The organism is Enterobacter cloacae complex sp. R_G8 (assembly GCF_024599795.1).
Lineage (GTDB): Bacteria > Pseudomonadota > Gammaproteobacteria > Enterobacterales > Enterobacteriaceae > Enterobacter > Enterobacter dissolvens.
In genome coordinates this window covers 1,278,541-1,301,789 of sequence record NZ_CP102246.1, presented here as the reverse complement: position 1 = coordinate 1,301,789, position 23,249 = coordinate 1,278,541, and the positions used below count along the sequence as shown (strand labels likewise).

At 58.2% G+C, this 23,249-nt stretch carries 21 protein-coding genes; 13 read left to right on the top strand and 8 right to left on the bottom strand.

Translation table 11 applies throughout. The annotated features are described in order from the left end of the window. Positions 1-5: 5 nt before the first annotated feature. The 3 genes from NQ842_RS06235 to mltB all read right to left on the bottom strand — a co-directional run bounded on the left by NQ842_RS06235 (position 6) and on the right by mltB (position 3,305). Entirely contained in the window at positions 6-866 is an 861-nt protein-coding gene (locus NQ842_RS06235; RefSeq protein WP_046889282.1) for a metal ABC transporter permease, read from the bottom strand. Then, entirely contained in the window at positions 863-1,516 is a 654-nt protein-coding gene (locus tag NQ842_RS06230; protein WP_219280128.1) for a metal ABC transporter ATP-binding protein, read from the bottom strand. Before NQ842_RS06230 ends, NQ842_RS06235 begins: the two co-directional genes overlap by 4 nt. A 688-nt stretch (positions 1,517-2,204) precedes the next feature. Further along, entirely contained in the window at positions 2,205-3,305 is a 1,101-nt protein-coding gene (gene mltB, locus NQ842_RS06225; protein WP_014833028.1) for a lytic murein transglycosylase B, read from the bottom strand. Between the two features lie 273 nt (positions 3,306-3,578). Between mltB and srlA the strand changes: the two genes are divergently transcribed. From srlA to gutQ, 7 genes are all read left to right on the top strand, one after another. Then, positions 3,579-4,142, top strand: coding sequence for a PTS glucitol/sorbitol transporter subunit IIC (gene srlA, locus NQ842_RS06220; protein ID WP_014833029.1), 564 nt, complete (start codon positions 3,579-3,581; stop codon positions 4,140-4,142). Beyond that, positions 4,139-5,098, top strand: coding sequence for a PTS glucitol/sorbitol transporter subunit IIB (locus NQ842_RS06215; RefSeq protein WP_014833030.1), 960 nt, complete (start codon positions 4,139-4,141; stop codon positions 5,096-5,098). Before srlA ends, NQ842_RS06215 begins: the two co-directional genes overlap by 4 nt. 12 nt (positions 5,099-5,110) lie before the next feature. Then, positions 5,111-5,473, top strand: a complete 363-nt coding sequence (gene srlB, locus NQ842_RS06210; protein ID WP_014833031.1) for a PTS glucitol/sorbitol transporter subunit IIA — start codon at positions 5,111-5,113, stop codon at positions 5,471-5,473. A 15-nt stretch (positions 5,474-5,488) separates the two neighbouring features. Further along, positions 5,489-6,268 carry a sorbitol-6-phosphate dehydrogenase gene (gene srlD, locus NQ842_RS06205; RefSeq protein WP_014833032.1) on the top strand — a complete coding sequence of 260 codons (780 nt, stop codon included), beginning with the start codon at positions 5,489-5,491 and terminating at the stop codon, positions 6,266-6,268. A 67-nt stretch (positions 6,269-6,335) separates the two neighbouring features. Then, complete coding sequence (gutM, locus tag NQ842_RS06200; RefSeq protein WP_014833033.1) at positions 6,336-6,695, top strand: transcriptional regulator GutM; 360 nt, start codon at positions 6,336-6,338, stop codon at positions 6,693-6,695. Between the two features lie 63 nt (positions 6,696-6,758). After that, complete coding sequence (locus NQ842_RS06195; RefSeq protein WP_257256631.1) at positions 6,759-7,532, top strand: DNA-binding transcriptional repressor; 774 nt, start codon at positions 6,759-6,761, stop codon at positions 7,530-7,532. Beyond that, entirely contained in the window at positions 7,525-8,490 is a 966-nt protein-coding gene (gutQ, locus tag NQ842_RS06190; protein ID WP_083020744.1) for an arabinose-5-phosphate isomerase GutQ, read from the top strand. The genes NQ842_RS06195 and gutQ overlap by 8 nt, the downstream gene beginning before the upstream one ends. On the opposite strand, the gene norR is transcribed toward gutQ, so the two are convergent. Continuing rightward, the gene (gene norR / locus NQ842_RS06185; RefSeq protein WP_257256630.1) at positions 8,487-10,001 is read right to left on the bottom strand and encodes a nitric oxide reductase transcriptional regulator NorR; all 1,515 of its coding nucleotides are present in this window, start codon (positions 9,999-10,001) and stop codon (positions 8,487-8,489) included. The two genes, gutQ and norR, sit on opposite strands and share 4 nt — an antisense overlap. A gap of 184 nt (positions 10,002-10,185) precedes the next feature. Between norR and norV the strand changes: the two genes are divergently transcribed. From norV to NQ842_RS06160, 5 genes are all read left to right on the top strand, one after another. Further along, entirely contained in the window at positions 10,186-11,619 is a 1,434-nt protein-coding gene (gene norV / locus NQ842_RS06180) for an anaerobic nitric oxide reductase flavorubredoxin (protein WP_257256629.1), read from the top strand. Further along, on the top strand, positions 11,616-12,749 hold the full coding sequence (gene norW, locus NQ842_RS06175; protein ID WP_096927742.1) for an NADH:flavorubredoxin reductase NorW: 1,134 nt from the start codon (positions 11,616-11,618) through the stop codon (positions 12,747-12,749). The genes norV and norW overlap by 4 nt, the downstream gene beginning before the upstream one ends. 244 nt (positions 12,750-12,993) lie before the next feature. Then, the gene (locus NQ842_RS06170; RefSeq protein ID WP_172666390.1) at positions 12,994-13,152 is read left to right on the top strand and encodes a hypothetical protein; all 159 of its coding nucleotides are present in this window, start codon (positions 12,994-12,996) and stop codon (positions 13,150-13,152) included. A gap of 218 nt (positions 13,153-13,370) precedes the next feature. Further along, on the top strand, positions 13,371-14,861 hold the full coding sequence (gene nagE / locus NQ842_RS06165) for an N-acetylglucosamine-specific PTS transporter subunit IIBC (protein ID WP_257256628.1): 1,491 nt from the start codon (positions 13,371-13,373) through the stop codon (positions 14,859-14,861). 131 nt (positions 14,862-14,992) lie between these two features. Next, the gene (locus NQ842_RS06160; protein WP_257256627.1) at positions 14,993-16,657 is read left to right on the top strand and encodes an SgrR family transcriptional regulator; all 1,665 of its coding nucleotides are present in this window, start codon (positions 14,993-14,995) and stop codon (positions 16,655-16,657) included. Here NQ842_RS06160 and NQ842_RS06155 read toward each other — a convergent pair. The 4 genes from NQ842_RS06155 to NQ842_RS06140 all read right to left on the bottom strand — a co-directional run bounded on the left by NQ842_RS06155 (position 16,630) and on the right by NQ842_RS06140 (position 21,570). Next, positions 16,630-17,652 (bottom strand): HoxN/HupN/NixA family nickel/cobalt transporter, encoded by a 1,023-nt coding sequence (locus NQ842_RS06155; RefSeq protein WP_257256626.1) that lies wholly within the window; start codon positions 17,650-17,652, stop codon positions 16,630-16,632. The two genes, NQ842_RS06160 and NQ842_RS06155, sit on opposite strands and share 28 nt — an antisense overlap. Position 17,653: 1 nt before the next feature. Then, positions 17,654-19,870, bottom strand: coding sequence for a carbamoyltransferase HypF (hypF, locus tag NQ842_RS06150; RefSeq protein ID WP_257256625.1), 2,217 nt, complete (start codon positions 19,868-19,870; stop codon positions 17,654-17,656). Between the two features lie 6 nt (positions 19,871-19,876). Then, positions 19,877-20,422, bottom strand: a complete 546-nt coding sequence (gene hydN / locus NQ842_RS06145) for an electron transport protein HydN (RefSeq protein ID WP_014833044.1) — start codon at positions 20,420-20,422, stop codon at positions 19,877-19,879. A gap of 134 nt (positions 20,423-20,556) precedes the next feature. After that, entirely contained in the window at positions 20,557-21,570 is a 1,014-nt protein-coding gene (locus tag NQ842_RS06140; protein ID WP_047361449.1) for a LacI family DNA-binding transcriptional regulator, read from the bottom strand. Between the two features lie 215 nt (positions 21,571-21,785). On the opposite strand from NQ842_RS06140, the gene ascF reads away from it, so the two are divergent. Then, complete coding sequence (ascF, locus tag NQ842_RS06135; protein ID WP_257256624.1) at positions 21,786-23,237, top strand: PTS cellobiose/arbutin/salicin transporter subunit IIBC; 1,452 nt, start codon at positions 21,786-21,788, stop codon at positions 23,235-23,237. Positions 23,238-23,249 lie beyond the last annotated feature (12 nt).

Sequence of the window (23,249 nt, the reverse complement as noted above, 5' to 3'; positions counted from 1 at the left end):
TTGCGTTAAAAAAGCGCACGCAGGCTGCCAGCCAGGTGGCTTCGTGTGCCAAATAAAACCGAAATAAAGAACAGCACGCTGGCGGTCAGCACGATGGACGGCCCGGCGGGTAAACTCACCGCCCAGGAGAGGCTTAACCCCAGCCATGCACAAAAAACGCCGCTGATGCCCGCCAGGCAGAGCAACCCCGGAAGGGTGCGCACCCAGCAGCGTGCCGCCACCGCCGGCAACATCATCAGCCCGACGGCCATCAGCGTGCCGAGAACCTGAAATCCGGCCACCAGGTTAAGCACCAGCAGCGCCAGAAACAGTCCGTGCAACAGGCCGGGCAGCCAGCGGGCGTTAACCTGTAGCCAGGCGGTATCGAACGCCTCGGTCACCAGCCCACGATAGAAAACTGCCAGCGTCACCAGCGTGAAGATGCACACGCCAGCCACAAACAGCGCGGCGTCGTTATCCACCGCCAGAATGGAACCAAACAGCAGGTGCAGCAGATCGACGTTCGAACCGCGCAGCGACACCAGCGTCACGCCCAGCGCCAGCGAGCCGAGATAGAATCCGGCAAAACTGGCATCCTCTTTGAGCGGCGTACGGCGACTGACCAACCCCGCCACCAGCGCCACGGCGATCCCGGCGATAAACCCGCCAATGCTCATTGCCAGCAGTGACATACCGCTCAGCAGGTAGCCCACCGCAACGCCGGGTAAAATGGCATGTGAAAGGGCATCGCCCATCAGGCTCATCCGGCGCAGTTGCAGGAAAACGCCCAGTGCCGTGGTGCTGACGGACAGCGCCAGGCACACCACCAGCGCGCGACGCATAAAGCCGTATTCGATAAACGGCTGAAAGAAGAGATGCCAGATCATGCCACCCTCACCCGCTCGGTTTTCCAGTGGGGAATAGCCGTATCCAGCCGCAGGGTTTGCGGAAAATGACGCGATACGCGCTCGCTGTCATGCAATACCGCGAGCAGGGTTTGGCCCTGCATGTACATCTCAAGCATCAGATCCATCAACACGTTACAGGTGGCTTCATCGACGCCGGTAAAGGGCTCATCAAGCATGACCAGCGGCGCCTGTTGCACCAGGATCCGGGCAAACAGCATGCGCTGAAACTGGCCGCCGGAGAGTGCATCGATGGTAGATAACGCCATGGCGTCCAGCCCGACACGCTCCAGCGCGCTGGCAATGCGCGAGCGTGTTTCACGACGAAAGCCGGAAAAGAGCGACACACGCGGCCAGCAGCCCATGCTCACCACATCCTGCACCGTCAGCGGAAATTGCGCCTCCAGTGCGTGACGCTGCGCCAGCCAGCCAATGACCGGCCGTTTCCCCTGCCAGTGAAAACGGCCGCTCACCGGCGGAATAAATCCGGCGAGCGTTTTCAGCAGCGTGGATTTTCCGCATCCGTTGGCCCCGATAATGGCGGTCATGCTTCCGCGTTCAATCACGCCGGATATCGCACGCGTGACGGGGACACGGTCGTAACCCGCAATCAGTTCATCCATGACGATCATGGCAATGCCACCGCCCAGCGCACGGCCAGCCCGATAAACACGATAATGACCAGCGCCAGCAGAAACCTAGCTGCCGCAGACAAAGAGAAAAGGGACGTTGACATTTTGACACCGCATTAAATGTTATAACGTAACAATAATGAAAGGCGATTGAGTTGTAAATGGCGCGTTTGCAAAGTGAGTGTGGCGAAATGTTTCTGCGAGGGGCCCTCACCCCAACCCTCTCCCACAGGGCTGAGGGATCCCCAGTAATTTTTTACCGAAAGCGACGAATGTTGTTTCAGGAAAATGAATGAATTACAGCGACACCCTGGTCCGGCTGTAAATCGCTGAGGCGTTTCCTGCAGGCCGGGGCGAGGCGCATGGATGCGCCGAGAGGGCGGCTTTACAGGGACGTTACCTCCGCCCGTCCCCGATAAGCCGGAAGGAATAAGCCGAGGGCACCGCGAAGCGGCGATTTACCGCCGGGAGCCCGGGTTGCCAGGGTGGTGGCGACTGAGCCACCCTGGCACGTTCACGGGTCATGTTGTTACAGAGTAGCAAGGAACATAAAGTGAACGGAATGACCTCTACAGCCATATGTTCCCCCTCACCCCAGCCCTCTCCCTCAAGGGAGAGGGAGTCCTCCGTGCAGGCATTATTTTGTGGGGAACCCTCAGCCCACAGGGAGAGGGAGGAATAAAGCGACTTACTGACTAAACGGTGACGCCGCAGGGACACGCGCCTGCGATACCGCCAGACCCAACTGCCACACCGCCATCGCATAGTGCGTGCTGTGGTTATAGCGGGTGATGGTGTAGAAGTTCGGCATGCCGTACCAGTACTGATAACCGGTTCCCACATCCAGACGCAGCAGGCTCACCTGATCGACATTACCCAGCGGCTGCGTTGGCGTTAAACCTGCCGCCGTCAGCTGCGCAACGCTGTATTTGGTTTTAAAGCCGTTTTCCAGACCAAACGCCTCGCCATTGGCCTGTACGGCTACCTGCCCACCCGGCGTCCAGCCGTGTGCCTTGAAGTAGTTCGCCACGCTGCCGATGGCATCCACCGGATCCCACAGATTGATGTGTCCGTCTCCGTTAAAGTCGACGGCATACTGCTTGTAGGAAGACGGCATGAACTGACCATAGCCCATCGCACCGGCAAACGAGCCTTTCAGATCGAGCGGGTCATCCTGCTCGTTACGCGCCATCAGCAGGAAGGTTTCCAGCTCGGAAGAGAAGTATTCGGCACGACGCGGGTAGTTAAACGAGAGCGTGGCCAGCGCATCGAGAATGCGGGTTTTGCCCATCACGCGACCCCAGCGGGTTTCCACACCGATAATGCCGACGATGATTTCAGGTGGCACGCCGTAGACTTGCCATGCGCGATTGAGGGCATCTTCATACTGATTCCAGAACACCACGCCATTTTGCACGTTGTCCGGGGTAATAAACTGTTTGCGATAGCGCAACCACGCACCGTTTGGCCCGGTTGGCACTTGCGCTGTCGGTGCCTGCCTGTCCATCAGGCGCAGCACGTAGTCCAGACGTTTCGCCTGCGACAAAATTTCATGCAATTGCTGTCTGTCAAAGCCGTGTTTGCTCACCATTTTATCGATGAACTGTTCGGCCGCCGGGTTATTCGCGAAGTCGCCACCCATCTGCATCATATTGTGCTGCGGCTCCAGCAGGAATCCTCCGGAAGGCGCGCCAGCCGTCTGCACAGCGGCTTCAGTCTTGGGTTTACTACTACAGGCGGACAGCAGAATAAGCGCAGGTAACAACGCTGCATAACGACGCTTGAACATGGGACATCCATTTAACGGGTTCGATAAGAACCCAGTATGGTAAAGCATCCGCAACACCTCAAGGAAGCGGTACGCGCCTTCCCCACCAAATCTTTACGCTCCTCAACGCAAATCTGCGCTTTTTTCAACCAAAATGCGCCTCCCTCACCCATTAACTTTCAAAATAATCCATTTTTCTTTCATTGTGAGATCTGATTAACACTTTAAAACCTTTCAAAGTGATTATTATTAGTCCAGGTAATACAAAACAAAAAAGCCCCACAGGAGAGAAGAATGATAGAAACCATCACCCACGGCGCCGAGTGGTTCATCGGGCTGTTTCAGAAAGGCGGAGAGGTCTTCACCGGTATGGTGACCGGGATCCTGCCGCTGCTGATCAGCCTGCTGGTGATCATGAATGCGCTGATTAACTTTATCGGCCAGCAACGCATTGAACGCTTCGCCCAACGCTGTGCCGGGAACCCGTTATCCCGTTACCTGCTGTTGCCCTGCATTGGTACCTTCGTTTTCTGTAACCCCATGACCTTAAGCCTCGGCCGCTTTATGCCAGAAAAGTACAAACCGAGTTACTACGCCGCTGCCTCATATAGCTGCCACTCCATGAACGGCCTGTTCCCCCATATCAACCCGGGTGAGCTGTTTGTTTATCTCGGTATTGCCAGCGGCCTGACCACGCTTGGCCTGCCGCTTGGCCCCCTGGCGGTGAGCTATCTGCTGGTCGGCCTGGTCACCAATTTCTTCCGTGGCTGGGTGACCGATCTCACCACCACCATTTTCGAGAAAAAAATGGGCATCCAGCTTGAGCAAAACGTTCACCTGTCAGGAGCCACAGCATGAGCCGGATCCGCATTGAGAAAGGCACGGGCGGCTGGGGCGGCCCGCTGGAGTTCGACGCCACCGAAGGCAAAAAAATCGTCTATATCACCGCAGGCACACGTCCGGCGATTGTCGACAAGCTACGCGATCTGACCGGCTGGGAAGCGGTGGACGGCTTCAAAGAAGGCGAACCTCCGGAGGCAGAAATCGGCGTGGCGGTCATCGACTGTGGCGGCACGCTGCGCTGCGGTATCTATCCGAAGCGTCGCATTCCGACGGTGAACATTCACTCCACCGGGAAATCAGGCCCGCTGGCGCAGTACATCCTTGAAGACATTTATGTGTCAGGCGTGAAGGAGGAGAACATCACGCTGGTGAAGGGGACTTCCGCCCCGCAAAAAACCGCACCGCGCGACTACGACACCAGTAAGAAGATCACCGAGCAGAGCGACGGCCTGCTGGCGAAGGTCGGCATGGGAATGGGCTCCGCCGTGGCGGTACTGTTCCAGTCCGGGCGCGACACCATCGACACGGTGCTGAAAACCATCCTGCCGTTTATGGCCTTCGTCTCCGCGTTAATCGGCATCATCATGGCGTCCGGTCTGGGAGACTGGATCGCCCACGGCCTTGCCCCGCTCGCCAGCCACCCGCTCGGTCTGGTGACGCTGGCGCTGATCTGCTCCTTCCCGCTGCTGTCGCCGTTCCTCGGCCCGGGGGCGGTGATTGCTCAGGTCATCGGCGTGCTGATTGGCGTACAGATTGGTCTGGGTAACATTCCTCCGCATCTGGCCCTGCCTGCGCTGTTTGCCATTAACGCCCAGGCAGCATGCGACTTCATTCCCGTTGGCTTGTCACTTGCCGAAGCGCGTCAGGACACCGTGCGCGTGGGTGTCCCGTCTGTGCTGGTCAGCCGTTTCCTGACCGGCGCGCCAACCGTGCTGATTGCCTGGTTTGTTTCCGGCTTTATTTATCAATAAGAGGTGCCTGCAATGACCGTGATTTATCAGACCACCATTACCCGCATCGGCCAGAGCGCGGCCGATGCGCTCAGCGACCAGATGCTGATCACTTTCCGCGAAGGTGCACCGGCAGATATCGAAGAGTTTTGCTTTATCCACTGTCACGGCGAACTGCACGGAGAGTTGAAAGCGGGAAGCCAGCTGGAGCTGGGTGATACCCGCTATGCCGTCACCGCAGTGGGCGACGTGGCCGAGCAAAATCTGCGCGAGCTGGGCCACATCACCCTGCGGTTCGATGGCCAGGCGCAGGCGGAATATCCCGGCACGGTTCACGTGGATGGCCCGGTTCCGCAGGCTGTTACCCCAGGCTGCACATTAAAATTTGTTGCGTAATTTAAGGAGAGCGTTATGAGTCAGGTTGCCGTTGTCATTGGTGGAGGACAAACCTTAGGAGAGTTTCTCTGCCGTGGGCTTGCCGCAGAAGGTTACCGCGTGGCGGTAGTGGATATTCAGAGTGAAAAAGCCGCCCGCGTGGCGGATACCATCAACACCGAATTTGGTGAAGGAATGGCATACGGGTTTGGTGCCGATGCCACCAGCGAGCAGAGCGTCATGGCGCTGGCCCGCGGGGTAGACGAGATTTTTGGCCGTACCGACCTGCTGGTCTATAGTGCCGGGATTGCCAAAGCGGCGTTTATCAGCGATGTCGAGCTGGGGGATTTTGACCGCTCCCTGCAGGTGAATCTGGTAGGCTACTTCCTCTGCGCCCGTGAGTTTTCCCGTCTGATGATCCGCGACGGCATTCAGGGGCGCATCATTCAGATCAACTCCAAATCGGGGAAAGTGGGCAGCAAACACAACTCCGGCTACAGCGCGGCGAAGTTTGGCGGCGTAGGGCTGACGCAGTCTCTGGCGCTGGATCTGGCCGAATACGGAATTACCGTTCACTCGCTGATGCTGGGCAACCTGCTGAAGTCGCCAATGTTCCAGTCGCTTCTGCCGCAGTACGCCACCAAGCTTGGCATCAAAGAAGATGAAGTGGAGCAGTATTACATCGACAAAGTGCCGTTGAAGCGCGGGTGCGACTATCAGGATGTGCTGAATATCCTGCTGTTCTATGCCAGCCCGAAAGCCTCTTACTGCACCGGGCAGTCGATTAACGTCACCGGTGGGCAGGTGATGTTCTGATCGAGCAGGCTGATGCCCTCACCCTACCCCTCTCCCACAGGGAGAGGGAATATAACAAGGAGCCGATATGGTAACCGCACTCATCACCGTCGCCGCCCTCGCCTGGATCTGCCAGCTGGCGTTTGGCGGCTGGCAAATCCACCAGTTTAACCGCGCGTTTGACGCTCTGTGTCAGCAAGGTCGCGTGGGCGTCGGGCGTTCCGGTGGACGCTTCAAACCACGCGTCGTTGTCGCCGTTGCGCTGGATGAAAACAATAACGTCTGCGATTCCCTGATCATGCGCGGCATGACCGTCTTTGCCCGACCGGTGAAAATCCAGGCAATCAACGGCATTTCTTTGCAGGAATTGCGGCCTGATGTGATCTTTCCCCATGATCCACTCTGTCAGAATGCACTATCATTAGCGCTTAATCTGAAACATGGATAATTTCGTTGTGAAAGCTATAGACTTGCGAAATTATCATTTCGCAACCTAAGGAACGAAGCGCCTATGAAACCACGTCAGCGGCAGGCGGCCATTCTTGAGCATCTGCAAAAGCAGGGGAAAAGCTCGGTAGAGGAGCTGGCCCACTACTTTGACACCACCGGCACAACAATACGCAAGGACCTGGTATTGCTCGAAAACGCTGGCGCAGTCATTCGAACCTACGGCGGGGTGATGCTCAATAAAGACGAAGCCGACCCGCCTATCGATCACAAAACGCTGATCAACACCCACCAGAAAGCGCTGATTGCCGAAGCCGCCGTGAAATTTATCCATGATGGCGACTCCATTATTCTTGATGCGGGCAGCACCGTCCTGCAGATGATCCCGCTGCTCAGCCGCTTTAACAACATCACGGTGATGACCAACAGCCTGCATATCGTCAACGCTCTCGCGGAGTTTGACAGTGAACAAACCATTCTGATGCCTGGCGGTACCTTCCGTAAAAAATCAGCGTCATTTCACGGCCAGCTGGCAGAAAATGCCTTCGAGCACTTCAGCTTTGACAAACTGTTTATGGGTACCGACGGCATCGACCTGAATGCCGGTGTTACCACCTTCAACGAAGTGTTCAGCGTCAGTAAAGCCATGTGCAACGCCGCCCGGGAAGTGATTTTAATGGCGGACTCCTCGAAGTTTGGCCGTAAAAGCCCCAACATAGTCTGTAGCCTTGAAAGCGTCGATAAGCTGATTACCGACGCAGGGATCGATCCGGCGTTCAAAAAAGCGCTGGAAGAGAAAGGCATCGATGTAATCGTAACTGGAGAGAAAGATGAGTGATTTTCTGTTAAACGCTGGCCGTCAGACCCTGATGCTGGAACTGCAGGAGGCCAGTCGGCTGCCGGAACGGCTGGGTGAAGATTTTGTGCGCGCCGCCAATATTATTATTGAGTGCAAAGGCAAAGTGATTGTCTCCGGGATCGGCAAGTCCGGCCACATCGGCAAGAAAATTGCCGCGACGCTGGCGAGCACCGGCACACCGGCGTTCTTCGTGCACCCGGCTGAAGCCCTGCATGGCGATCTGGGGATGATCGAAAGCCGCGACGTGATGCTGTTTATTTCTTACTCCGGCTCAGCCAAAGAGCTGGATCTCATCATCCCGCGTCTGCAGGAAAAATCGATCGCCCTGCTGGCCATGACCGGTAAATCCCGCTCGCCGCTGGCACTGGCGGCCAAAGCGGTGCTGGATATTGCCGTGGAGCGCGAAGCCTGCCCGATGCACCTCGCCCCCACCTCCAGCACCGTCAACACCCTGATGATGGGCGACGCGCTGGCGATGGCGGTCATGCAGGCGCGCGGTTTCAATGAAGAAGATTTCGCCCGTTCACACCCTGCCGGGGCACTCGGCGCCCGCTTGCTGAATAACGTTCATCATCTGATGCGTACCGGCGATGCCATCCCGCAGGTCAAACTCGACACCAGCGTGATGGACGCGATGCTGGAACTGAGCCGCACCGGGCTGGGACTGGTCGCCGTCTGCGACGATATGCGTCAGGTGAAAGGCGTCTTTACCGACGGCGACCTGCGCCGCTGGCTGGTGGGCGGCGGCAAGCTGGAGGCACGCGTGTCAGAAGCGATGACCCCGGGCGGGTTAACGCTGAATGCCAGCAGCCGCGCCATTGAAGCCAAAGAGGTGCTGATGAAACGTAAAATCACCGCCGCACCGGTGGTGGATGACGCTGGCCGCCTGTGCGGCGCCATCAACCTGCAGGATTTCTACCAGGCAGGCATTATTTAACCCTTCAGTCCCAGACGCTTCGCCAGCCGGTGCAGGTTGGCGACGTCCATTTCCAGCGCCCGCGCGCACGCCGCCCAACTGCGGTTGTTCTGCTCCAGCGCGCGGGTAATCATCTGGCGCTGAAATTCTTCTGTCGCCTCGCGCAGGTTCTCGTTCACGCTCTCAGGCGTTGCGGGCTTCACGAGCGGGGCACTTTCCTCATGCAGCGCAAAATGCCGCGCATGAATCACGATTTCATCCCCTGAGCGCGTCGCCCGCGCCAGCACCACCGCGCGATGGATGGCGTGCTCCAGCTCGCGTACGTTACCCGGCCAGGCGTAGGTCAGCAGATGGCTCCGCGCCCCCGGGCTCAATACCACGCGCGACAAGCCCATTTTGAGCCGACACTGTTCGCAGAAAAAACCCGCCAGCAGCACCACATCGTCCCCACGCTCGCGCAGCGGCGGCACGGTAAGCGGAAAAACGCTCAGACGATGGAACAGATCGGCGCGGAAATTGCCGTTAAGCACCGCTTCGCGCAGGTCGCGGTTGGTTGCCGCCAGCACGCGCACGTTGACCCGTAAGCTGCGGTCGTCTCCCACGCGCTGAATATCACCGTACTGTAATACGCGCAGCAGCTTGGCCTGCAGCGACAGCGAAAGCTCGCCTATTTCATCGAGGAACAGCGTGCCGTTATCGGCCATTTCAAACTTACCGCTGCGGTTGCTGATGGCGCCGGTAAATGCCCCTTTAACGTGACCAAACAGCTCACTTTCCGCCACGCTTTCCGGCAGTGCAGCGCAGTTAAGATAGACCAGCGGGTTGGCCGCACGCGGTGAAGCTTCGTGAATGGATTTCGCCACCAGCTCTTTACCGGTGCCGGTCTCACCGAAGATGAGCACGTTCAAATCGGATGCCGCGACGATCTCAATCTCTTTTTTGAGTTGTACCATGCCTGGCGAGAGGCCAATCATCTCCGTATGCGCGACCTGTTCAAACGCCACCGGGCTGCCAGGAAGAATATTCTGGCTCTCCAGCTGTTCAATCAGCAGAGCATTGTTCAGCGCCCCGGCGGCCAGGGCCGCAATCAGGCGCAACTCTTCGTCGCTGAAGGTATCGAACTGGTCCGGCGACATCCCATCAAGGGTCAGCGCCCCAATCAGGTTTTGTCCGGCAAACAGCGGCAGCCCGATACAGGCATGTACCTTCAGGCTCTCCTGCCCCGGTATAAGGCCGTCGTACGGATCGGGCAGATCGCTGTCCGCCGGAAAACGCACCACGTCACCTGCCCGGGCGATGGTCTCCAGCCGCGGGTGGCCTTCCAGGATAAAACGCCTTCCAAGAACGTCCTGCGCCAGCCCGTCGATAGCCAGAGGTATAAACTGTCGTCCTTCATAGCGCAGCAGCGCCGATGCATCGCAGTCCAGCACGTGGCGCAGCGTGGAAATCAGCCGCTGAAAACGATCCTGATGACCGATACCGGTTTGCAGTTCAATGGCGATCTTCGCCAGCACGTCTACGGAAAAGCTCATATCTGCCTCGCTGTCATTTTGACAGTACATAGTGTCATATTGACATCTTTAACAATAGTCATAATGACTACCCATTCCGGGGAATAAAAATTTTAACCCATAAAAATCAATAAAATAAAAGTTGGCACGCAAGTTGATATAGACAAAATATCTTATTTAACACGCCGTATTATTTGAGGTTGCTATGTCTATTCTGGTTAAAAATAACATTCATTGGGTCGGTCAACGTGACTGGGAAGTGCGTGATTTCCACGGGACGGAATACAAAACGCTGCGCGGCAGCAGCTACAACAGCTATCTCATCCGAGAAGGTAAAAACGTGCTGATCGATACCGTCGATCACAAATTCAGCCGCGAGTTCGTGCAGAACCTGCGCAGCGAAATCGATCTGAACGATATCGACTACATCATCATCAACCACGCGGAAGAGGATCACGCCGGGGCGCTGACCGAGTTGATGTCCCACATTCCGGATACCCCAATCTACTGCACCACCAACGCCATCGACTCCATCAACGGTCACCATCACCATCCGGAGTGGAACTTCCACACCGTGAAAACCGGCGACACGCTGGATATTGGTAACGGCAAACAGCTGATCTTCGTGGAAACCCCGATGCTGCACTGGCCGGACAGCATGATGACCTACCTGACCGGCGATGCGGTACTGTTCAGCAACGACGCCTTTGGTCAGCACTACTGCGACGAACGTATGTTTAACGATGAAGTGGATCAGACCGAGCTGTTTGAACAGTGCCAGCGCTACTACGCCAACATCCTGACCCCGTTCAGCCGTCTGGTGACGCCAAAAATCAGCGAGATCCTCGGCTTCAACCTGCCGGTGGATATGATTGCCACCTCCCACGGCGTGGTGTGGCGTGAAAACCCTACCCAGATCGTTGAGCTGTACCTGAAATGGGCGGCGGATTATCAGGAAGACCGCATCACGATTTTCTACGACACCATGTCCAACAACACCCGCATGATGGCGGATGCGATTGCCCAGGGCATCAACGAAGCGGACCCGAACGTGGCGGTGAAAATCTTCAACGTGGCGCGCAGCGATAAAAACGAGATCCTCACCAACGTCTTCCGCTCTAAGGGCGTGCTGGTGGGCACCTCCACCATGAACAACGTGATGATGCCGAAAATAGCCGGCCTGGTGGAAGAGATGACCGGCCTGCGCTTTCGCAACAAACGCGCCAGCGCCTTTGGCTCCCACGGCTGGAGCGGCGGTGCGGTAGATCGTCTTTCTACCCGCCTGCAGGATGCCGGTTTTGAGATGTCCATGAGCCTGAAGGCCAAATGGCGGCCTGATCTCGACGCGCTGGAAATCTGCCGTCAGCACGGCCGCGATATTGCGCGTCAGTGGGCGCTCGCACCGCTTCCGCAGGCAGCAAAACCGACCGAACAGCAGGAGGCCTGCGCCGCGACCGCCGATCCTGGCCCACGCATGCAGTGCAGTGTCTGCCAGTGGATCTACGATCCGGAACAGGGCGAGCCGCTGCAGGATGTCGCACCGGGTACGCCGTGGAGTGAGGTGCCGGACACCTTCCTCTGCCCGGAATGTTCCCTTGGGAAAGACGTCTTTGACGAACTGGCAACGGAGGCAAAATGAGCAATGGCATTGTCATCATCGGCTCGGGCTTTGCCGCCCGCCAGTTGGTGAAAAATATCCGCAAACAGGATGCAAACGTGCCGCTGACGGTCATCGCCGCCGACAGCATGAATGAGTACAACAAGCCTGATCTAAGCCATGTGATTAGCCTGAACCAGCGCGCTGACGATCTCACCCGCCAGACGGCGGGAGAGTTCGCGGAGCAGTTCAACCTGCGCCTGTTTCCCTACACCTGGGTCACCGATATCGACGCTGCCGCGCACGTGGTAAAAGCGAAAGACAAAACCTGGCAGTACGACAAGCTGGTGCTGGCGACGGGAGCCTCTGCTTTCGTGCCGCCGGTTGAAGGCCGCGAGCTGATGATCACCCTGAACAGTCAGCAGGCGTACCAGGCCTGTGAAACGACGCTTTGCGACGCAAGGCGGGTGATGATTGTTGGCGGCGGTCTGATTGGCACCGAACTGGCGATGGATTTCTGTCGCGCAGGTAAAGCCGTCACTCTGGTCGACCACGCGGCAAGCATTCTGTCGGCCTTGATGCCCGCAGAAGTAAGCAGTCGCTTACAGCACCGTCTGACTGACATGGGCGTGCATCTGCTGCTGAAATCGCAATTGCAGAGTCTGAGCAAAACCGAAGGCGGCATTCGCGCAACGCTTGACCGCAACCGCAGCGTGGAGGTCGATGTGGTGATTGCCGCGACAGGGCTGCGCCCGGAAACCGCGCTGGCGCACCGCGCTGGCGCAGAAACAGACCGTGGTGTGAAGGTGAATAGCTACCTGCAAACCACGCAGCCCGACATTTACGCGTTGGGGGACTGTGCGGAAATCAACGGTCAGGTGCTGCCTTTCCTGCAGCCGATCCAGCTTGGCGCCATGCATCTGGCAAAAAACCTGCTCGGCGGCAGCGCACCGCTGAAATTACCGGCCATGCTGGTGAAGGTGAAAACGCCTGACATGCCGCTGCATCTGGCAGGCGAAACGCAGCGCCAGGATCTGCACTGGCAAATCACCCTCGACCCGCAGGGCATGGTCGCGCGAGGCGTGGATAACGAGGGTCAGATACGCGCCTTTGTCGTCAGTGAAGACCGGATGAAGGAGGCTTTCGCTCTGCTGAAATCACTGCCTGCTTAATCCGGCGTCGCCTGCCACGTTGACGTAATCTCTGGATTTTAGTGTCCGCCGCCCCGCTGTCCCGGGGCTTTTTTTGGCGCATCTTATTCATGAGGTAAATACATATTAGATAAATCATCGTTTTTAATCCCTTATTCATTCCGTCCATAATTATTTAAATGCGGAACAGCTGTAAAACATCAACCTGTTTTATTCCCTGCTCCCGGCTTAGTCTGATGATTAATGACTCAACCGGAGATATCCCATGGCGACGTTCACCAAAGAGCTAAACTATCTTTCAGCCTATTTTAAGCGGGTAAAAAAATCAGAGCGTATATTATTTCGCTGGCTCTATCTTAGCCCGGAGGCACGCATTGAGCGTCTGCGTGAACTGATGATGCCCCTGAACCACACGAAACGATGAACGCATCCAGAGCTTACAGGCCGGGTATGCGCAGTGCAACCCGGCAAAAAGCGGAACAAATAATTGAACTCATCATTGTTTATTTAAATATTAATTGACTGAGAAAATATAATAAAAATTAATTTATCCTCCATCACAATTTCATCCTTCCTGCTTTCGCATTAAAATTAAAGCTGTTATTTTTTGTCGTGAATTAAGTTCTACTGAAATCCACTCACATGAATGCATTTAGTTATCTGCAACGTCTGGGTAAAGCCCTGATGTTGCCAATCGCCACGCTGCCGGTGGCGGCGATATTATTACGTCTCGGTCAGCCTGATGTTTTTAATATTCCCTTTATTGCCAGTGCGGGGGGCGGTATTTTCGACAGCTTACCGCTCCTTTTTGCCCTTGGTATCGCCATTGGTCTGGCTAAAGACAACGCGGGCGCGGCGGCCCTTGCCGGTACCGTTGGCTTCCTGGTGCTCACCAAAGCCACGGCGGTCATTAACGCCTCCATTAACATGTCCTTCTTCGCGGGGATTATTGCTGGCGTGGTGGCTGGCCACTGCTATAACCGCTTCTCGAATACCAAACTACCGGACTTTCTTGCCTTCTTTGCGGGCAAGCGTCTGGTCCCCATCATGACCGGGCTTATCTGCCTGTTCATCGCCTGGGTGTGCGGCTACGTCTGGCCTACGGTGCAGCACGGTATTGATACTTTTAGCCAGCTCGTTTCCCGCAGCGGCGAACCGGGCTGGTTTATCTATGGGGTGCTTAACCGGGCGTTGATTCCGTTTGGCCTGCACTACATTCTGCACTCCGTTTTCTGGTTTAGCCTCGGCGACTGTCTGAAGGTGACCTATGATGCCGCGAGTGCAGTTCATAACATCTGTCTCGCGCCGGATGTGGTGAAAGGGCTGGTTGTCGGTGGTACCGTACCGGGCATCGAGGGCTCTACCATCACACAGATTGCCACTGACCTGACCCGTGGCGACCTTAACCGCTTCTTCGCGGGTGACCCGCATGCTGGCGTCTACATGGCCTGGGCGTACCCCATCTTTATGGGCGGCCTGCCGGGAGCTGCGCTGGCAATGTATTTCGCCGCGCCGAAAGCCCGCCGTTCAGCCGTGGGCGGGATGCTGCTCTCTGTGGCGCTGACGGCCTTCCTGACCGGCATCACCGAACCCATCGAATTCTCCTTCCTGTTCCTTGCTCCTGCCCTGTACGCCCTGCATGCAGTACTTGCGGGCGTCAGCATGGTGATCGTCAACAGCCTCGGCGTGCTGCACGGCTTTGGTTTCTCCGCCGGGTTGATCGACTTTGTGCTCAACTGGGGGCTTGCCACGAAACCGTGGATTTTAATCCCGCTGATTGTGCTGTTCTTCGCGATCTATTTTGTGGTGTTCACCTTCGCTATTCGCGTCTTCAGGCTGAAAACGCCGGGTCGTGAGGAAGAGGACGCAATAACGGGTGATTCTGACGATCAGAGCGAGGCCATTGCCCGGTACATCGTGGCGTTAGGCGGCAAAGAAAACCTGACGAGCGTCGATGCCTGCATTACCCGCTTGCGCCTGACGCTGGTGGATAACAGCCTGCTGGATGAACCGGAGCTGAAAGCGCTGGGTGCCAAAGGTATTCTGAAGATGGGTACCCGGAATGCGCAGGTCATACTTGGCCCTCAGGCTGAACGTATTGCCCTGAAGATACGGGCACAGACAGAAGCCTGACACGGCGCGTTGCTGTTCCCTCTCCGTACCGGAGAGGGAATAAAACCGGAACACTTTACCTTTCCAGACCTTATTTATTCCGCAAAACGCCCTACACTCTCAGCATCCCTTATCATCTCCGGTATGTCGCCATGCGCCAGCTTCAAAAAATCCGACAATATCAACGGCTTTATCAGCACTTTGGTGCTGCGCCAAAGCCCACCACCATCGCTGAAGTGGCTGAGGTTGCGCTGTGCAGTGAACGCCACGCGCGTACCCTGCTGCGCCAGCTCGCGCAGAGCGGCTGGGTAAGCTGGCAGGCCCAGCCGGGACGCGGGCATCGTGCCATTCTGCATTGTCTGACGACCACCAGCGAACTGAGCGCGCCGCTAATGCATGCCTGTCTGGAGAAAGGGGATTACCAGAGCGCACTGCAGCTGGCAGACGGTGATCCGGCCAGCCTGCATCACATCATCACCCCATTTTTAGGCGGTAAATGGCTCAAGCACCAGCCCACGCTGCGTATTCCGTGGTACCGTCCACTGACGTCGCTCTGTCCTGCCTTGCAGCGTCGCCGCGCCGAGCAGCATATTATCTGCGCGGTTCACGCGGGGTTAACGCGATACACGCCAGGTCATCCTGACCCCGTGCCGGATTTGGCTCACCACTGGCATGCCAGTGAAGACAAACGCTGCTGGTACTTTTACCTGCGCAGCGGCGCGCACTGGCATAACGGGCAGGCCATCAGCGATGAGGATATACTCAGCGCCTTGCACCAGCTGCTGGCGGATCCGGCACGCAACGCGGGGCTGTTGCACGTTTCCCGGATATCGCTTGTCGCCCCCTGGTGTCTGGAGATCACGCTGAATATCCCCGATGCCATGCTGGCGCATCGTCTTGCCCATCATGTTTGCCGTCTGCCGCATCCACTGCAACCGACCATCGGGGCCGGGCCGTTTGCCATCGCACATCATCATTCGCACTATCTGCGCCTTGAGCGTCAGCCCTGGTACTTTGCCGCACACCCGCTACTGCATGCGATTGAGTTCTGGCGAACCCGCTCAGAGACACAAAAACCGGCCTGGATCACCGTCGGTAAGGAACAAAACGCGCAGAACGCAGCAACCTCGGTCAGCGGCGGTTTTACCTGGCTCATGGTAAATGCCGGGCTGCCATCTTCGCTCGCGGCCTGGTTGCGTCAGGACGTTCAGCAGATCAACCAGCATATTGCCCATCGGAATGATGTCGAAACCCGCACCGAAATCCTCCCCGGTCTGACGACGCCCGCAGTGCCAAAAGCTTCTGACGTCACACTTCCTGCCACGCTTTCACTGGTCTGTTATGACACGCCGGCGCTGTGCGAGCTTGCCAGCATGCTGCAAACTCGCCTGAGAACGCGCGGCTGCGAATTGCAGGTGTCCTTTAAAGACCGCGAAGCGTGGCATATTCCGGACGCGCTGGCGCAGGCTAACCTGCTGCTGGGCGATTATTTGTCGGGCGAGTCTCCGGCGTTTGCGCTGGCAGAGTGGTTCGTCGATGAACCGGCATGGGGGGCCGCACTGGGTGAAACCATATGGCAACGTGAGAAGCAGAAACTGATGGGTTATTGCGAAAGCGAGAAGAGCCTGCACACCCATCTGCCCGCTTTCTTTCGACGCGTGCTTGAAAGCGGCGTCTGCACGCCGCTGTTCCACTACCGCTATCGCCTGAATACCCTGGAAAATGTGCAGGACATTGTGCTGACCGCCAGCGGCTGGCTTGATTTTACCCGCGCCTGGCTACCGCCTGCTCAGGAGCGCACCACCAGCGCATCGTAGCCGCGCCAGCGGTAGTTGATCATGGAGATCAGCCAGCAGGCGACAAACAGCCCGACCACCACGAATCCGGCATTGCCGAGGTTGTCGTTGACGGCACCAATGCGATCCCAGATGCCGCCGCTGAGAGCAAATTTATCCATCAGCAGCCCCAGCGCTTCCAGCCCGCCGATGAACACCGCCACCACCACAGAGGTGCCGGTGATGGTCATGTTGTAGTAGAGCTTGCGTTGCGGCTTGTTGAATGCCCAGCCGTATGCCCCCACCATCAGCAGATTGTCGAGGGTATCCACCAGCGCCATACCGCTGGCGAAAAGCGCCGGGAAGATCATGATTGACCACACCGACATGCCGTTTGAGGCGCTGGCGGCAGAGATCCCGAGCACGCCGATTTCGGTGGCAGTATCAAAGCCAAGCCCGAACAGAAAACCGACCAGATACATCTGCCAGCTTTTGTTGACCAGGCGGAAGGTCGCGCCAAACAGCCAGTGCATGACCCCACCCTGCACCGGGAGGGTCATGTCATCCTGTACCGCCTGTCCGTTTTTCAGCGCCTGAAAATTACGCCAGACGCTGCGCAAAATCACCATATTGACTAACGCCATCGCCAGCAGGAACGTCGCGGAGACGGCCGTGCCAATCAGGCTGCCGGTTTCATGAAACCAGGCCATATTTTTCTGAAACGCGGTCGCCGTCGCGGCAATGGCAATGGAGGCCAGCACCACAATGGTCGAGTGCCCCAGCGAGAACCACGCCCCGACGCCAGAGGGGCGCTTGCCCTGCTGCATCATCTTGCGTGTCACCGTGTCAATGGCCGCGATGTGGTCAGCATCCACCGCGTGACGCAGCCCGTAGCACCACGCAAGCAGGCTTGCGGCCATTAATGCAGAACTGCCGCTAAAGGCGTTCCACGCCCAGCCCCACGCCAGAAGATTAGCCATTACCAGCGCCAGCAGCAGGAGCGCGGCGCGAGGTTCATTGCGTAAGCGTCGTAACATTTTAAATCCTTTTTGAACATGACCGGGCTGCGGCAACCACCGCCTGCCCGAAGGAGATAGCCCCGTCACCCGCAGGCAGATGATGGGGAAAAAGAAGCGTGAAATCAGAGAGGTGTGCCCGCAGACGCGCCCGCAGCAGGCGGTTATGTAACACGCCACCGCTGAAACAGACGGTAGAGAGCGACAGGCGTCGGGCATGGTGCCGGGCTAACGCCGCCAGCCCTTTTGCCAGCGCGTCGTGAAAGGCCCATGCGCGCTCGCAGGGTTGCGCCTGCCAGGTCAGCCACTGCTGCCAGAAGAGCGCAAGGTTTTCAACCTGAAGCGTCACCGGGTGCTCAACACCCGGGCACTGCGCGGCCAGCGCCTCAAGCCTGCAGGCGGCTTCGCCTTCATAGCGTTGTGTTTCAATACCCAGTGCACAAGCCACCGCATCAAACAACCGGCCGCAGGACGACGCCAGCGGCGCGTTAAGGCCGCGCTGAGCGGCGGTCGCTAAAAGCGGCCAGTTTTGCGAACGTACGGTGCGGGTTTCCGGGTAGCGTTGCCAGTCAGGCACAAACGCCAGGCAGTGTGCCAGCAGATTTCGCCAGGGCTGCATGGCCGCGAGATCGCCGCCCGGCATCGCCACGGCGGGCAGGCCGCCCAGATGCTCGCACTCAAGGTAGTTCACCCGCAGACACTCCCCGCCCCACAGCGCGCCGCTCTCGCCCATGCCGATCCCGTCCAGCGTCAGGGCTATGGCGTCGCCACCGTCGAGCGGCCAGCCGTTCTCCGCAAGACAGGCCGCCGCGTGCGCGTGATGATGCAACACGGTATCGACCGGCTGAGCCTGCTCCTCTGCCCAGTGCCGGGCGTGATAACCCGGATGGGCATCGCACACCAGCCGCTCTGGCTGAAAGGCGTAGATCTGCTGCATCACCGACAGTGCCGACCGCCACTGGGCCTCGACACCGTCGTCACTGAGATCGCCAAAGTGCTGGCTCAGCACCGCCTGGTTACCGCGCACCAGACAGAAGGTATTCTTCATGTCGGCACCGGTCGCCAGAATGGCGGGAAGATGGCAAAAACCGGCGGGTAACGTGATGGCATCCGGCACGAAACCACGCGCCCGACGCAGCAAGGCGCCGTCCCGATCCATCACGGAATCGTCCATCCGCTGCAGGATGTCGCGGTTATGGAGCAGAAAACCGTCAGCGATCTCTGCGAGCTGTTCCAGCGCCTGTGAATTAGTGATGGCAGGCGGTCTGCCGCTGAGGTTGCCGGAGGTCATCACCAGCGGGCGTTGCGTCTCCTGCATCAGCAAATGCTGCAGTGGATTGGCCGGGAGCATCACACCAATGGTATCCAGGCCCGGCGCGATGTCGTCCGGGAAGGTCGGCAGCCACGCCTTGGGGATCAGCACGATGGGCGCGGCGGGCGAGCGCAGCTGCGCTTGCACCGCCTGCGGAAGGCCGTCGGTGCTGCGGATCATCACCGCCAGCGGTTTCCCCGGACGTTGCTTACGTGCCCGCAGCGTTGCCACCGCCTGTGGGTTAAGCGCGTCGCAGGCCAGATGAAATCCCCCCAGCCCTTTGATGGCCACGATGCCGCCGTTTTTCAGTATCTGCACCGCCGCGTTCAGCGCCAGCTCGCGGGTGACAACCCGATCGGGTGCACACCACTCAAGCTCAGGGCCACAGTCCGGGCAAGCCACGGGCTGGGCGTGAAAACGCCGGTCCGCAGGGTTGCGGTATTCCGTTTCGCACGGCGAGCAGAGCGGGAATGGCGCCATGGCCGTTGCCGGGCGGTCATACGGCATGGCGCGGATAATGGTAAAACGCGGGCCGCAGTGGGTGCAGTTAATAAACGGATAACGATAACGGCGCTCGCGCGGGTCGTTCATCTCCGCAAGGCACGCGGGACAGGTGGCCGCATCCGGCACAATCTGGGTGTCCATTGCGCCACCCGCACTGTGGCGGATGGTGAATGTCTCCGGCACCGTTGACCAGTGGAACGGCTGCGTGTCGATACTCTCGATGTGCGCCAGCGGCGGGCAGTCCTGGCGCAGCCTCGCGGTGAAATGCCCCCCATTACCCGCGAGGCGCACCAGCACGCCCTCTCCGTCGTTGCAGACATCGCCGGTCAATTGCAGCGCCTGCGCAAGTTGCCAGACGAAGGGCCGAAAGCCCACGCCCTGCACCTTGCCACGCACCCGCAACTGTACGCCGTTACCGCTCATGACGGATCAGAACAACAGAGATGAGGTGGTATCGAACGCTGCGCGACGGCGCTTTTCGGCGCTCATCTGCTCAAGCTTGTCGCGATCCACGCACACCAGCGCGTGTGTCGGACAGGCTTCCATACAGGCCGGACCGGCGTCACGGTGGTAGCAGAGATCGCATTTGTTGGCTTCGGCTTTTTCCGCCCGCACGTTCAGCCCCATGCCGCTGTTGCGCACGACCGGACGAACAACCACCTCCATCGCGCCATACGGGCAGGCGACCACGCAGGTTTTACAGCCGATGCAGCGCGCCTGCATCACATGCACAAACCCTTTTTCACGTTTGATCGCCCCGTTCGGGCAGACGTTGGCGCACGGCGCATCTTCGCACTGACGACAGATGGCGGCGGTGGAAATATTCACGCCTTTGATGACGTGGATCCGCGGCAAAAAGGTCTCAGGCGTCAGCGAAGCGCAATCCTGCTCCGCCTGATGAGACACCACGCACGCCACTTCACAGGTACGGCAGCCAATGCATTTACTGGCATCGGCCATAATAAAACGGTTCATCTGCTTCTCCAGCATTACAGTCATGCGCGGAGATATTCATAAACCGTGCCAGTTTTTAACGCGTTGATTTATAGTGATTTATAAAATGACGGCGGGGCTGTCATCGTCACTTCTGACGATGACAGCTGTCGACATCAGCGGTGCGGGCCGTCGATAACAGAGTCGCGCAGGATAAGCTCACCCGAGAAGGTTTGCTGATACTTAAACTCGCCGCCGTCGAGCATGAAAATCAGGCGGCTGATGGTCTCCTTAATCATCTCCGTGACCGGAATGCGCACGCTGGAGAGCGAGGGCACGGTGTAGGGCGCAATCGCCACATCGTCGAAGCCTATCACCGACACCGCGCCGGGCGTGGCGATGCCGCTGTCGTGAAGTTGTTTCATGGCCCCAATCGCCATATCGTCGTTACTCGCCACCAGCGCGGTAAAGGTTTCGCCGTGCGACAGCAGCTCAGACACCGCCGCCGCGCCGCTGGCGGGGTTCCACTTGCCCTGCGCGATCAGCGTCGGGCGCAGCGGGATCTGGTGCTGCGCCAGCGCGTCTTTGTAGCCGGAGAGACGCTCTACGCCCGTGGGCGAATCCAGCGAGCCGGTGATAAACGCAATGTCACGATGCCCTTTCTCAATCAGCTGCGACACCGCCTCCTGGCAGGAGGCTTTATGATCTGACCAGACGCTGTGGCTGCTGTTTTTTCGCAAGCGGCGGTTCAGTACCATGATCGGCTGTTCGTATTTCTCGACGATCTCGTCCATCTCCTCCACGCTCAAAAAACGTGGATAGATGATCACCGCGTCACAGCGCATATCGAGCAGGTACTGGATGGCTTCGCGCTCTTCGTCGGCGCTGTGCTTACCGTCCGCGAGTATCAGCTGCCGCCCTTTCTCTTCCGTCATGCGGGCGGCGTGAAACAGCAACTCACTAAAATAGACGCCGTGATACAGGGTGTTGGTCACCACCAGTCCCAGCGTCTGGGTGCGTTTGGTCGCCAGGTTACGCGCCAGCAAATTGGGGCGATAGCCGCTCTCTTCGATGGCCTGAAACACCCGGTCTTTGGTCTCCTGGCTGACATAGCCATTCCCCGACAGCACCCGGGAAACCGTCGCTTTCGAAACGCCTGCCCGCTTCGCCACTTCAAGCATCGTGGTCATGTTGTTATTCCCTTTCACACAGATGCCACGCAGTGTACTGCACTGCAAAACAATTGTCGTAGCGACGATCGCACGCTTTTTGTGCCGACTGGTGATCGTCATCACGAAATGAAAAAATGGTCAAAATGCGATCTTGTTTCATTCAAAGAAACTCATGATGATTATGTGGAACCGGTTTCCTACATACTCTCACAACGACAACAGGATCACATCCGATGGCCAAAAATTATGCCGCGCTGGCGCAAGACGTTGTCAGCGCGCTTGGCGGCAAAGACAACATCGTCGCCGTCACCCATTGCATGACGCGACTGCGTTTCGTGCTGAAAGACGAAACCGCTACCGATACCGCACGCCTGAAAAATATCAGCGGCGTACTGGGCGTGGTACGTAACGACAACCAGTGCCAGGTGATTATCGGCAATACCGTTTCTCAGGCGTACCGTGAGGTGGTGAGCCTGCTGCCAACCGACCTGCAGCCTACCGTACCGGAAGGCCCGCAGAAATTGACTCTCCGCCGGATCGGTGCGGGGATCCTCGACGCGCTGATTGGCACCATGTCACCGCTGATCCCGGCGATCATCGGCGGCTCGATGGTTAAACTGCTGGCGATGATCCTTGAGATGACCGGCGTGCTGGAGAAAGGCGCGCCGACGCTCACCATCCTGACCGTGATCGGCGACGGGGCGTTCTTCTTCCTGCCGCTGATGGTGGCAGCGTCTGCCGCGGTGAAATTCAAAACCAACATGTCGCTGGCGATTGCCATTGCGGGGGTGCTGGTGCACCCGAGCTTTATCGAGCTGATGGCGAAAGCCGCACAGGGTGAGCACGTAGAATTCGCCTTTATTCCGGTGACGGCGGTGAAGTACACCTACACCGTGATCCCGGCGCTGGTGATGACCTGGTGCCTGTCGTATATCGAACGCTGGGTGGATCGCATTACGCCTGCGGTGACGAAAAACTTCCTCAAGCCGATGCTGATCGTGCTGATTGCCGCCCCGCTCGCCATCGTGCTGATTGGGCCGCTGGGGATCTGGATCGGTAGCGCGATCTCCGCGCTGGTCTATACCATCCACGGCTATCTGGGCTGGCTCTCCGTGGCGATTATGGGGGCGCTCTGGCCGCTGCTGGTCATGACCGGGATGCACCGCGTCTTTACCCCGACTATCATTCAGACCATTGCCGAAACGGGTAAAGAGGGGATGGTGATGCCGTCGGAAATCGGTGCCAACCTGTCGCTCGGCGGTTCATCCCTGGCGGTGGCGTGGAAAACCAAAAACCCGGAGCTGCGCCAGACGGCGCTGGCCGCGGCGGCTTCCGCCATCATGGCGGGCATCTCTGAACCGGCGCTGTACGGCGTGGCGGTTCGCCTGAAACGCCCGCTGATTGCCAGCCTGATTAGCGGCTTTATCTGTGGCGCGGTGGCCGGGATTGCGGGTCTTGCCAGCCACTCGATGGCGGCGCCGGGGCTGTTTACCAGCGTGCAGTTCTTCGATCCGGCCAACCCGATGACCATTGTCTGGGTATTCGGCGTCATGGCGCTGGCGGTCGTGCTCTCCTTCGTGCTGACCCTGATATTAGGCTTTGAAGATATCCCGGTCGAAGACGAGGCTGAAAAAGCCCGCGCTCTGCAGAGCGCGCCGGTGCAGGCCAAAACCGCACAAGTTTAACCGTATAACGAG